This is a genomic window from Tessaracoccus flavus, assembly GCF_001997295.1.
GTDB classification, from domain to species: Bacteria; Actinomycetota; Actinomycetes; order Propionibacteriales; family Propionibacteriaceae; genus Arachnia; species Arachnia flava.
Window position 1 is genome coordinate 192,975 of record NZ_CP019605.1, and the last position, 12,094, is coordinate 205,068.

The window sequence follows — 12,094 nt, forward strand, 5'->3', positions numbered from 1 at the left end:
GCTATGCGGAGACTCTCAGAGGTTCGAGTGCCGCCAGGACGAGGTCGAGGCCGAAGGAGAACTCGTCTGCCGGGTCGTAGCCGGCGGCGATGAGCGCCGCGGCCGACTCGTTGAGGTAGGGGAACTCGTCCACAGGAAGCTGCGGGAGGAAGACGTCCTCGGCCATGTCGGCGAACTCATCTGGGGTGTCGAACGGCAGGCTGGCTTCTTGCAGGGCGTGGCCGTAGACATAACTGTCGAGCAACCAGTTGGCGTGCGTCGCCATCGAGACGGTGAAGCCGGCCCTCCGCAGGCAGGCGGTGACCGCTTCGCGGTGGCGGAGGTTCGCGGGCCCCGGCGAGGTCCGCGACTCCATCAGGCCGATCGCCCACCGGTGGCGTGCGAGGACCCGTCGGGCGGACGTTGCCCGCTGGCGCATCGCCGATTGCCAGTCGGTGTCCTCGGGCGGGAGCTCGATCTCCTCGAACACCACGTCGATCATGGCGTCCAGCAGTTCCTCCTTGTTCGCCACGTAGTGGTAGAGCGACATGGCGCCCGCGCCGAGGGCGTCGGCCAGCCGGCGCATGCTCAGCCCGTGGACCCCCTCACGGTCGGCGAGCCGGACCGCCGCTTCTACCACCCGCTGCTTGCTCAGCCCCTTGTCCGACCCGATCTGGCCTTCTCTCCTCGCAGGCATGGATCCCTCGCTCTCCCCAAGGCTTGACAGTCGTACATCGTACGAGGATAGTTCACCGTACGGCGTACGTCGTACGCTGTACGAGTCTGTGACAGCCGTGGCTCGACCCTGAGGAGGCTCCAATGGACACAACACAGCGATCGGAAGCGGGGACCCAACCGGCGCCGGAAACGAGCGAGGCCGGGGCGACGACGATGCGTGCCGCCGTCCAGCGCCGCTACGGGCCGCCGTCGGTGCTCAAGGTGTCCGAGGTCGCGCAGCCGCAGCCCGGTTCAGGCGATGTGCTCGTCCGGGTGGGCGCGGCCGCCGTGCATCTCGGCGACTACTTCGTCATGACAGGTGAGCCGTACGTGCTTCGCCTGGCGTTCGGGCTCCGCCGGCCGCGGCAGGGCATCCCTGGCCGGGACCTTGCCGGCGTGGTGGCAGCGGTCGGCAAGGATGTGACCGCCGTCCGCCCCGGCGACGAGGTGTTCGGGTGGAGCACGGCCGGAACGCTCGCGGAGTACGCCTGCGTGCCGGCGGACCACCTCGTTCCCGTACCCGCCGGCCTGTCGCTCGTGGAGGCGGCAGCGGTGCCCACGTCGGCCCTGACGGCGTTGCAGGCACTGCGCGACCTCGCGAACGTCCGGCCGGGCCAGACGGTGCTGATCACGGGCGCGTCGGGCGGTGTGGGCTCCTTCGCCGTCCAGATCGCCAAGGCGTTCGGCGCCGAGGTGACCGGTGTGTGCAGCACCCGCAACGTCGACCTGGTCCAGTCGCTCGGTGCCGATCACGTCGTCGACTACTCGGCGACCGACTTCACCACCACCGGGAGGCGCTACGACGTCATCCTCGACAATGTGGAGGCCCACCCCCTCGCGGAAGTCCGCCGGGCGCTCACGCCCACCGGCACCCTCATCCCCAACAGCGGACGCGGCGGCCGCTGGCTCGGCCCGCTCGGCCGGATCGTCACGACGCGGGTGCTGTCCGGGTTCACCCGTCAGCGGTTGAAGCCGCTCATCTCGGTCGAGAAGCACCGGGACCTGCTCGCCCTGGCCGATCTCCTCGCGACGGGGCTGGTCACGCCGCTCATCGACCGCACCTTCCCCTCGACAAGGCAGTCGACGCCCTCCGCTACGTGGGGGCCGGCCACACCCGGGGAAAGGTCGTCGTCACCCTCTGACGACCGCACCGACGAGAACCACTCAACCCCGTGCGCATGCACGCCCGGACCCGAGGCCACTCCGGCCGACCAAATGCCCCTACTCGACAGAAGGAAAAACCGATGACCGTCCGAACGGACACCCCAATCCTGCTCGACGCGACACCCGTCCCGGTGCAGGCCAAGCTCGCCGCCGCATGGACCAGCTTCATGTTCCTCTACATCTACGTCGACTACTTCCACCTCTACAAGCCGGGCGTCGTCGACAACCTCCGCGCCGGCGTCGTCTTCGAGTTCGACATCAGCCCGACGTTGTTGACCGCGATGCTCGCGTCCGTGGCGATGCCGGCCCTGATGGTGATGCTCTCCATGACGTTGCCGGCCCGGGTGAACCGCGCCACGAACCTCGTGGCTGCGTCGCTCTACATCCCCTACTCGGTTGTCAACGCGGTAGGGGAGTCCTGGGAGTGGGCCTTCTTCTACGGCCTCTCCATCGGGCTCGAGGTGCTCCTCCTTGCGTTCATCCTGCGCGCCGCCTGGACCTGGCCCCGTCGCACCGCATCACCGGCGCCCCGGGCAGCCGGCCTCGACGGCGAACCACACCGCACGCCGCAGCAGGTCTGAATTCCCGCCCAACTCAGAGCGTATGGGTCCGCCGCGGGGATGGAAGCCTCGCCGGCCCCGGCTTGTCCATCCATGATGGGGCCCTGAGCGACTCGGGCCAACGCCGGTGACGCCAGGTCAGAGACTGCGGACGACACGGTCTGCGGCCACCCAAGCAGAAGCCCCATCACTCCCCAGGGCCGGAGAGATCACGGTTTGATAACAGAATGTCCGCGCCCAGCGGTCGGCCAGCGGGATCTCGCCGGCGAGGACGTCGGCCAGCTGGGTGACTCCGCGGGTGGCCTCGGTGTGGGTGGCCTCGTCGGTGCGGCCGACGCCCTGCCAGTCGCCTACCTTCACCTGGAGACGGCCGTCGCGGTCGGTGTTGACCAGGACGGCGCGCGGGTTGAGGCCGCGGTGGACGACATTCTTGCCGTGGGCGTAGGCGAGGGCCTCGGCGACCTGACGGACGAGCGCGAGCTGGTCGTCGAAACCGAGGGTGGGTCGGCCGGCGAGCCAGAGGTCGAGGCGCTGCCAGGCGGGGTCGTAGGGGTAGACGAGGCCGGGGCCGAGGTCGGAGTCGACCAGATCCTCGGGGCGGAGGACGGCGTCGTGGCTGAGGTGCTGCATGACGCGCATCTCGTGCTCGGCGATGCGGCGGACGCGTCGGCGGGCCTCGTCGGGGGAGCCCTCCGGGACGGTGCGGAAGCGGATGCGGCGGCGGGTCTTGAGGAGCTTGTGGGTGCCGAGCCAGTCCTGCCAGCCCGGGCCGTCGTCGACGGGCTGGGGGTCGAGGACGAAGCTGCCTGCCTCGCGCTGGTGGGAGCGCAGCCCGATGAGCTTCATCATTCCGACGACGGCGTTCTCGCGGACCTCGCTGCCCGGGTGGGGGGTGCCGTTGAACAGCTCGGTGATGGGGGTGAGGCCGGAGGTGGCCTCGTTGCCGGGGAGGCCGTAGAGGTCGCGGCGGTCGGGTTCGGGGAGTTCGACGACCAGGTCCGGGTGGTGGAGGAAGACGGACTCCTGGATGTAGGGGATGACGTCGCGGGCGGGGGGCGGCGGGGAGTCGAAGCGTCGGCCGCGGCGCCAGTCGTCGTAGGCGCTCATCAGCTTGGAGCGCAGGCGCTTGGCCTTGCGGTTGGCGAGGCGGAGGGGGAGTCCTCCGCAGCGCGGCCGTCGCGGAGCCAGGTCTGGTCGTTGCCGCGGAGGCGTCCGGAGTAGTACTTCAGCTCGACCAGGTGGAGGCCGTCGGGGGCGAGGATGAGGAGGTCGACCTCGGACCAGTTGCCGCGGTCGTCGCGGAACTCAAAGTTGGTCCAGGCACGGAACGGGGCGCGTTTGGGGAGAAGGTCGCGGACGATGCGGAGGCCGTCGGCTTCGTGCGCGAACTGGGAGGGGGTGACTTCGATCCACCGGTCGTCGACCACGCAGCCCTCCTTGCCTCGATGCCTCGGGACAGCTTAGCGATCCTTGGGACCGGAGCGTTGTGCCAGGGGCGAGCCGGCCGGGATGCAGGGCTGCAGCTGAGTCGACCGGCGGCGTCGAGAGCCAAGCGGCGGAGGCACGGCCTCACGGCATGGTTGATAGGCCCCCGCTGCTGGAGCGCTCAACGAACTCGCGTAGGGCCCCGATTGAGGTGAACACGCGGTAGCCCAGCGCGGCGAGGGTGTCCTCGTCGAAGTCGTCTTCGTCCAACTCCAGCACCACCTTCTCGCCCAACCCTTCTTGCAGGCCGTGTGGCCATGCAGCCTCTGCGACGGACAGCACCCTCCCAGTGTCGGGGTGCACGATCTCGATGTCGCGTTCCGGCTCCGCGTAGCCCTGCGCGGTCAGCCATTCGACCAGGGCGTCGACCTCCTCGCTGCGGGCATCTGCGGCGTCGTCGTCGCTGACGAACACCGGGTAAGGGGCGTCCACCGGTACGGGGCCGGTCATGGCGGGGTCGAGCTGCCCTGAGCGCAATCTCTTGAGAAGCGTGTTCGCCGCTGTCGACAGGAGCTCGCGGCGGGCCGCAAGGAAGGCGGGATAGTTGTCAATCTGCCACAGGCGATCATCCATCGGCACCCACTGGCTGGCCAGGGCGCCGGGAACCCGTGACTCGATTTCAGGCATGTAGACCGCAGGATCGGCATCGCTCACCTGCAGGTTGGTGTCTTGGGTGATCAGGCAGAAGTTCGCGATGGCGTTCACCTGGCCGCGCTGGTAGCCAGCTGCGTAGAGCTTGGCTTTCGGGAAAATGTGATGGACCTGGAGGCCGTTGAGCCGCCCAAGCAGCGCGTTCGAAATCGGGACGCCGGTGCCCAAGTCGCGGGCCTTCATGACACGCGTCAGCATGTAGAGCGTCGGGTAGAAACGAGCACCCATGCTGGTGCCTGTGAAGTCCTCAGGGCGTACCGCCAGGTCGCCGCGCGACAACTCCAGGAGGCGGATCAAGCCGTCGACGCCTGCCTCATCAACGGCCTCTAGATCCTGCGCGAGATAAGTCTCCGTCGATGCCGCGTAACGGCCCCACATCCCGGTGTGTATGTACCAGTAGAGGAGGCGCGCTTGTTCGAAGGCATCCGGGAGGCGCCCGCCGGTGTTGTGCATGTGCCGCGCGAGCACGACGAGAGGGAAGGGGAAGAGCACGCGTGCGTGGTCAAGCCCCAAGTGTCCGGCAATGACGTTCAGCCACTGGTTGACGTAGGTGAACGCCAGGCCAAGCCCCGTCTGGACTTGGCGTATGGGTCGGTCGGCAAGCGCGGTGAACCGTGCCTTTCCCGTCACGATTCCATTGACGACACGGAGGAGCCAATCCAGGCTGAAGTCGTAGCCCCGCTCCCTCCAATACCTCAGATGTTCATTCATCTGGTGTCTGGCCTCAGGCCAAATGGCGCAGATCTTCGCCAGCGCGAGGTCGCCCTTGGAGAGCTTGGTCCCGCCCGAGTTCACCCGGTTGAAGATGTCGACGACGACGTCGATGGTCTTGTCCGCCCCAGTCACCTCCTCGACGTGCATGTCGCGGTCACCGATGCCCGTGACCTGCGCGAGGCGGGTCACGTACTGTCCGTTGCGGGCCTCGGGAGTATCGAGGGTCAACACCTGCTGGTAGTACTTCCCGGGATTGGCAAAGAGGTCGGGCACCGAAACCCACTCCGCGGAGTTCTGCATCTTCTGCCGCGCGTAGAACTCGAACGTCTCCTCCACGACGTTGAAGTACAGACCAAGGAATGTCGAATCGTTGCCTTCGAAAAATCTCGGCGCACGTCCGCGGATGACGCCGTACAGCGTTGTCGCGCGCTGCTGTCCGTCGAGTAGAAGTTTGATGGTGCCGTCGCGCTCGGTCGGTTCGCCCCGCGCTGCTGCAGTCTCGGCCGCGGTCGACCACGTCATGAAGCTACCCACCGGGTACCCGCGGTACAGCGAGGTGAAGAGCCCGCGGACCTGATCGCGGTTCCAGACGTACCCGCGCTGGAACTCCGGCAGCGCGATCGCGCCGTCGTCGATGTGATCCAGAATGGTGCTAACCCTCACAGCGTCCCCCGTGCTCGTCGACTTGACCTCACCCTAGCCCGGGTCGATGTCTCTCTTGCTGGTCGGGGGCGGAGCGATCCCAGGATGCCCAAGCCGATAACGCGTCGTTTCGAGGCTCGGTCTCGGGACCACAGTTTCATTCCGATTTGCTCATCGAGCCTGTGCGCCGCCCGGGCAGTCGGACGCGTCTGGCAGGAGTGAGCCGCGTTGTCGGCGGCAAACGGTAGCGTCAGGGCAGGCGCCCGTTACTGGGCCACAGGGGCCAAAGGAGTGACCGTGGGGGACGGGATCGAGCTGATCAGCGACGGTGAGGGTCTGGCGGTGATTGGGAGCGCCGACGACGTCGAGCGCTTCCTCCTCGACCAGGGTCTCAACCCGGCGCAGTCGACTGCGCTCGACGTCCGCCGTCTGGGTCCGATCATCGGGGCAGGAGATGCGGCGGCCCGGATTGGCTCGGACTTCGCGGCCAACTCCGGCCGCTGGGTGAAGCTCACGGCCGAATCGGCCGAGGCGGTCAAGCAATACGGACTCATGGACACCTGCACCCCCGGCGTCAGCCATGCCATGATCGGCAAGCGCGGTGACATCCAGCAATGGCTCCAGATCGTCAAGGGGCCGGGCACGTTCCTCACCGGCCCGCTGGCCCTAGCCGCCCTCTCGACGATGATGCAGCAGCAGGCCATGCAGCAGCAGATGGACCGCATCGTCGAGTACCTCGAGGAGATCAACGAGAAGGTCGACGACATTCTCCGCGCCCAGAAGGACGCGGTGCTGTCGGAGATGATCGGGGTGGATCTCATCGTCGAGGAGGCGTTGACAGTCCGCGAGCAGGTGGGTCGGGTGTCGGAGGTGACATGGTCCAAGGTGCAGGCCACATCCATGACGATCGCCCGGACCCAGGGCTACGCCTTGCGCCAGCTCGACGCCATCGCCGAGAAGCTCGAGAAGGCCGACGACCTCGGCGATCTCGCCAAACGCACCAGGGAGGCCGAGCCGCGGGTTCGCGAGTGGCTGACGGTGCTGGCGCGGACGTTCCAACTCCTGGATGGAGTGTCGGTGCTGGAGCTGGACCGGGTGCTGGACTCATCGCCGGAGGATCTCGACAGTCATCGGCTGGGTCTGGCCATCGCGAGGCAGAACCGACGCGACCTCATCGCCCGCAGCACCGCCCGGATCCTTGCCCAGATGAGTACGACCATCGGCAAGGCCAACTCGAAGGTGCTGTTCAACCCCTTCGACTCGCCGGCGGCGGTCAGAGCGAGCCGGGAGGTGGCCAGCGGCGTCGTCACGTTCCGGGACGCGCTCGGCATCGAGTCCGCGCACGACGACGTCGACGCGAAGCCGTGGCGAAGTGCGGCTGGCGAGGTCCTGGAGAGGGTCCGGACGTCGGGTGCCGAGGGAGCCGCTACGGTGAAGCGGGTGGGCGTCGAGGGCATCGACCGTGCCACCGGGGTGTTTCGTCCGTTGGACATCGACGGCGACGGCGTTCCCGACCAGCCGCTCGCTGCCGCGGGGATCCAGCGGGCCGGATCCGCGGTCAAGGGGGCCGCCGGTTCCGCCGGCGGAGCGCTGAGCGGATTGTTCAAGCGGAAGGGCTCCGACGCCGAACCCGTCGATGATTCGGGGAACGACTCGGACGCAAACGCGTGACCTGAGTCGACCCGACCACTCTCGGCTTCGCGATCAACCGCCGGAGGCGACCAGCTGTAACACCTCCTGCAACATCGATGTTGCAGTAGGTGTTACAGCTGCCCCAGTACCCAGGTGGCTCGTGGGTCGCGCTTGGAGTTGCCGCGCCAGGTGACGATGCCCTCCTCCTCCAACGCGGCCAGCGCCCGCGTGGCCGTCATGCGGGTGACGCCAGACAAGTCGGCCAGTTCACCGGTGCCCTTGGGACGTTGGTGGAGCCGGAGCACGGTCAAGATCGCTCTGGCGCTGGACGTGAGGCGGGCGGTGACCTCCGCAGGGAGCGCATCGACGGCGATCAGGGTGAGCTTCACGGACGAGGACGTCTGCTCGTAGATGGGGTCGGCCAGACCGCGCTCCCGCATCTCGCTGAAGAGTCGCCGGATCCCCTCGCCGAGCTCGCGGGTGATCCCTAGATCGGCGCACACCCTCGCGATCCGAGGATTGCGTGCGTAGAGCGGCACACCTCAAGGGGTTGACTAGCCCCTCCAGCCAGACATCACGGGGGATGCGGGAGGTGGCCTCGGACTTGCGTTCGAACCACTGGCCCTCCGATGCCTGAGCGAGCGCGCGTTCGATCGGGGTGGATGGGCGCCAAAGCGGCGTCAAGGGCGGCTGAGGTCATGATCTACTGCAACATTTATGCAGTAAGTTTCAGCTCTCCGGCTGAGCTAGAGGCCAGTCTGCGGAGGTCGTTGCGAGCCCTTCGATACTCGCCGATTCGTCCCTCATCGGCGCTACTCAGGGGGACGGGTGCGGCACCGATTCGTCCCTCATCGGCGCTACAGCTCGCCGCCGTTCGGCACCGTGGGGGAGGGAAGGTGCCACGTCCCCAAAGGTGCCATTCAGCGACTTGCACGACCACTGTGGTCGCGCGTGTCACCAAACTGACCCTTTCAAAGTGGTAAGGAGAACCCCCACTCATCGGCGCTGCTCAGGGGGACGGTGGTGAGGTGTCGGTTGGCATTCCGGTGACGTACGCGGCCTGGGCGATGTGCTGCGCGGCGTCGTCAATGATGCTGACCAGGCGCACGCCACGCGTGACGGGCGGGTCCCAGTTGTCGTCCACGACGTCGTCGAGGTCGGCCTCACTGAGCGTGTCGAGGTAGGCGAGCAGGGCGTCGACGCAGCCCGCGACGTAGTCCACCAGCACGGAGGCGTCGTCGACGGCGATCGCGCGGGCCTCGTCGGGGGAGTGGCCGTAGCCGATCGCGTCGCCCGCTCTGCCGAGGCCGCTGCGATCCCGGAACCCCTGCGCGTGCCACAGCTCGTCGCCGCCGGTCAGGTGTGCCAGCTGGACGTCGATCTCGCGCCCGGTGTGCCAGAGCAGCCAGGCGATGGAGTTGTCGTGCCCCGCCGGATGGAGGTTGAGGTTCGCCGGCGTGATGCGGTCAGCGATCGCCCGTAGGGATTCGAGGGGACGGGAGGCTGTGTCGCGGAGAATGTCGAGTGCGTCCATGCAACCAGTCTGAACCTTCGAGACGATGTCGATGTCTCGTTGTCGGTAAGGTGTCGCCTACAAAATGGCCGTTTGCACCGTCGCAGCGGCAGCGAATCGGGGGATTCATGGCAGAGACAACCACAACGTCGTCATCGTCGGGCACCAACAAGGGGCTGGTGGTGCTGCTGGTCTTGGCACTGGCCGCCGCCGCGTTCTTCGCCTACCAGGCCGCCCCCACGCTGCCGTTCCTCAAGGACGTCGTCGACCGTGACAGCCGGACGGTCGCGTCGCTCTCCCGCGAGGAGCAGGTCGTGCTGCTCAGCCTCGGCATCCAGGGGATCGCCGAGCGGAACGAGAAGTCGTCGGTGTTCGGCTTCGACGTCCCCGGCAGTGGCCGTGCGACGTTCCTGCAGTACGAGTTCAACGCGAAGCTCGGCCTTGAGGGTAAGGACGTGACGATTGAGCCGACGGGCGAGGACTCCTTCCGGATCACGATCCCCGAATTCGTCTTCATCGGGCACGACAACCCCAACTTCCGGCTGGCGGCTGAGGACAACGGGGTGCTGAGCTGGATCACGCCGGAGGCCGACACCGTCGACATGATCAACAACATCCTCGACTCCGAGGCGCAGCAGGAGTACATCGACTCCAACGAGGACATCCTGAGGGATCAGGCGGAGGTGTTCTACACGAGCATCATCGAGAGCGTCGACCCCGACGTCACCCTGACCTTCGACTTTGGCCAGGATCGCTGAGAGGCGCGGACGCCAACGGTTTGCTGCATCCGCCAACGGTTTGACGGAAACGCCAACGGGGAGGCGGAAACGCCGACCAGACCCAGCGACGCCCGCGAGATCTCGCGGGCGTCGCTGAGGCTCGCGGGCGTCACGGGATTCAGATTGGCGTCCGACGTCGTCGGTTGGCGTTTCCGTCCTTGGCCCAGCTCCCGAAACTTTCCGCGAGGGTAGAGTGGTGGTGATCCTGACGTGAAGTACACGCCGATGTCGAGGAAGGATCGTCATGAGTGCAATCACTGTCTCCCGCAAGCTTGGATCGTACGGTGGCCGAATCGCGGAGCGCGTGGCCCGGGAATTGGGCTGGAAGTTCGCTGACCGGTTCTTCATCGACGCCGTGATCAGCGAGTACGGGCTGATCGAAATGGATGAGCTCTACGACAAGCCGCCGACGCTCCTCGACCTGTTCAACGAGAACACCGCCATGACCATCCAGTGGATGAACAAGACGGTCAAGACGCTGGCGGCTAAGTACGACGTCGTCATCCTCGGACGCGGTGGGTTCGCCGCCCTCAAGGGCTATTCGGACGTCTTCAACGTGCTGGTGACCGCCCCAGAGGAGTTGCGCGTGCAGCGCGTGATGGAGGACAACAAGGTCTCCACGGGCGTCGCCCGGGAAATGGTCGAGCGCGACGTCGACACGAAGAAGCGCTTCGTCCGCCGTTACTACGGGGAGGACTGGGCCGCCGAAGACAGCTACGACCTCGTCGTCGACACCTCAGAGGTGTCGGAGGACGAAGCCGTTCAGCGGATCATCGACGCGGCGCGGGGCTGGTTCGAGAAGAGCGACGGCCCGCGTATCGGTGGGCTCGAGGTCGACGAGATGCTGCTGCACACGATCGAGGAGCGCTTCAACACGGACACGACGCTTTACCGGTAGCGGCCTGCTCGGGACTCGCCCGGCGGTTGATGCTTCCGTGCCGACGGTCGGGGGATCAGGGCAGTCCGGCGCGCGTGAACTCCTGTTGTAGCCGCGGCCGTCGACGGTGTGCCTCCCGCAGGGACGCGATGAATTCGTCCACCTCGCGCTCCTTGCCGGCGCCTGCTGCGAGTGCACGTACGAATCTCAGTCTGCGGGCGACCTCGCGGTAATTCCCGGCCGACGCCTCGCGGAGCTCCCCCTCTGCCAGCATGAAGTGGATGAGGATGGCCTCGCCCGGGTTGACGCTGCCGAGGGCACGCGCCAACTCATCCCACGTCATTTCGCTGGTGATCCCCAACTCAAACGCAAGCTTCAAGGCGCGCTCCGGGCTCTCGTCTGCGATCGCGAACAAGACCGCCTCGTCCGGCCGCTCTCGCAAGCGGGACTGCACAGCCGCGCGGAACTCCGGCCAACGGTCCCCGGCCGCGTCGCGGAGGCTGAGGGCGCTACCGCTTGTTGGCCATCGGGAGAACACATGGTGGGCGGCGTCCACCAGCTCTTCAGGGCGGTGGGCGGCGACGAGACTGATCCAGCGGCGGGCAGCTCCGCTCGATTGGAAGCCGAGGTCGTGGTCGGTTGCGCGTCTGGCCCACTCGATGGCCAGGTCTATCTCCCCGATCTCTTCGAGTGCCTGCGATGTGTCCTCCAGCCACTTCGCAACTGAGTGGTCCCGGGCGTGGGTGCGGATGATCTCGTCGACGTCGCGGTCGAGCACCGCTAGCCGTCGGGCATTGTGGTGGAGGGTCCACCACGCGCGGGAATGAGGGCTGCTCCAGACCTCGCGAGGAGCAGGCTCGGGGCCGAGGGGTTCTGCGACCTCCTGCAGCCGTCGCCGGTAGAGCGCGATGCCGCTCTCGCCGAGGGCCGACGCATACTCGACGACGTCCAGCTCGAAGAAACTCACCTCTTCCTCGAACTGGAACTTCATCATCCAATCCACGAGCTTGGCTGGTTTCACGTTGGCGGCAGCTGCGGCGCGCGGGTGGAGCTTGAGGAGCCGGCGGGCGGCGTCGCCGATGATGCCGCTGGAATCGTCGGCGCGCAGGAGAACCCGGAGTGAGCTCATCAGCGCCTTCTGGACGATGGAGAAGAACTCGGCTGGGTCGGTGTCGGGCTGATGGGCCTCGAGAAGGGAAACCGCGTCGTGCATCTGCCGGCCATGGCTGTTGGCGTCGCGCCGGCGATAGAGCTCCCTTCGCGTGCGGATGAGCTGCAGGACGTGCTGGCCCAGGTCGTCGTCGGGGGAGAGCCGGGGGGTTCGATCCATGCAACCCAGCCTAGAGGGGCACGTCGTCTTGATCGTCGAAGGCCAGTTGCC

Annotated in this window: 12 protein-coding genes; 5 read left to right on the forward strand and 7 right to left on the reverse strand. The window is 67.0% G+C overall.

Translation table 11 applies throughout. The features are described 5' to 3' along the window. Nucleotide 1: 1 nt before the first annotated feature. A complete protein-coding gene (locus RPIT_RS00910; RefSeq protein WP_077339663.1) occupies nt 2-676 on the reverse strand; it encodes a TetR/AcrR family transcriptional regulator in 675 nt (224 codons plus the stop codon). 122 nt (nt 677-798) lie between these two features. Here RPIT_RS00910 and RPIT_RS00915 point away from each other — a divergent pair, with 122 nt between their 5' ends. Both RPIT_RS00915 and RPIT_RS00920 read left to right on the forward strand, forming a co-directional pair. Next, nucleotides 799-1,944 (forward strand): NAD(P)-dependent alcohol dehydrogenase, encoded by a 1,146-nt coding sequence (locus RPIT_RS00915; protein ID WP_226996299.1) that lies wholly within the window; start codon nt 799-801, stop codon nt 1,942-1,944. Then, on the forward strand, nt 1,941-2,441 hold the full coding sequence (locus tag RPIT_RS00920; protein WP_077339665.1) for a DUF6326 family protein: 501 nt from the start codon (nt 1,941-1,943) through the stop codon (nt 2,439-2,441). Before RPIT_RS00915 ends, RPIT_RS00920 begins: the two co-directional genes overlap by 4 nt. A gap of 117 nt (nt 2,442-2,558) precedes the next feature. Here RPIT_RS00920 and RPIT_RS00925 read toward each other — a convergent pair whose 3' ends face one another. From RPIT_RS00925 to RPIT_RS00935, 3 genes are all read right to left on the reverse strand, one after another. Continuing rightward, a complete protein-coding gene (locus RPIT_RS00925; protein ID WP_077339667.1) occupies nt 2,559-3,527 on the reverse strand; it encodes a protein kinase in 969 nt (322 codons plus the stop codon). After that, nucleotides 3,527-3,847 (reverse strand): NERD domain-containing protein, encoded by a 321-nt coding sequence (locus RPIT_RS00930; RefSeq protein ID WP_077339669.1) that lies wholly within the window; start codon nt 3,845-3,847, stop codon nt 3,527-3,529. Before RPIT_RS00930 ends, RPIT_RS00925 begins: the two co-directional genes overlap by 1 nt. Before the next feature lie 142 nt (nt 3,848-3,989). Beyond that, nucleotides 3,990-5,933, reverse strand: a complete 1,944-nt coding sequence (locus tag RPIT_RS00935) for a GmrSD restriction endonuclease domain-containing protein (protein WP_077339671.1) — start codon at nt 5,931-5,933, stop codon at nt 3,990-3,992. A 276-nt stretch (nt 5,934-6,209) separates the two neighbouring features. Between RPIT_RS00935 and RPIT_RS00940 the strand changes: the two genes are divergently transcribed. Then, entirely contained in the window at nt 6,210-7,583 is a 1,374-nt protein-coding gene (locus RPIT_RS00940) for a hypothetical protein (protein ID WP_077339673.1), read from the forward strand. A gap of 92 nt (nt 7,584-7,675) precedes the next feature. Here RPIT_RS00940 and RPIT_RS00945 read toward each other — a convergent pair whose 3' ends face one another. Together RPIT_RS00945 and RPIT_RS00950 are read right to left on the reverse strand one after the other, a co-directional pair. Continuing rightward, nucleotides 7,676-8,083: an ATP-binding protein gene (locus RPIT_RS00945; protein WP_077339675.1), complete on the reverse strand. Its 408-nt coding sequence runs from the start codon at nt 8,081-8,083 to the stop codon at nt 7,676-7,678. Between the two features lie 470 nt (nt 8,084-8,553). Then, on the reverse strand, nt 8,554-9,078 hold the full coding sequence (locus tag RPIT_RS00950) for a mycothiol transferase (protein WP_077339677.1): 525 nt from the start codon (nt 9,076-9,078) through the stop codon (nt 8,554-8,556). 107 nt (nt 9,079-9,185) lie between these two features. Between RPIT_RS00950 and RPIT_RS00955 the strand changes: the two genes are divergently transcribed. Both RPIT_RS00955 and RPIT_RS00960 read left to right on the forward strand, forming a co-directional pair. After that, on the forward strand, nt 9,186-9,815 hold the full coding sequence (locus tag RPIT_RS00955) for a hypothetical protein (RefSeq protein ID WP_143028237.1): 630 nt from the start codon (nt 9,186-9,188) through the stop codon (nt 9,813-9,815). A 265-nt stretch (nt 9,816-10,080) separates the two neighbouring features. After that, nucleotides 10,081-10,734, forward strand: a complete 654-nt coding sequence (locus RPIT_RS00960; RefSeq protein WP_077339679.1) for a cytidylate kinase-like family protein — start codon at nt 10,081-10,083, stop codon at nt 10,732-10,734. A gap of 55 nt (nt 10,735-10,789) precedes the next feature. Here RPIT_RS00960 and RPIT_RS00965 read toward each other — a convergent pair whose 3' ends face one another. After that, nucleotides 10,790-12,043: a DUF6880 family protein gene (locus RPIT_RS00965; protein WP_176789321.1), complete on the reverse strand. Its 1,254-nt coding sequence runs from the start codon at nt 12,041-12,043 to the stop codon at nt 10,790-10,792. Between the last annotated feature and the right edge of the window lie 51 nt (nt 12,044-12,094).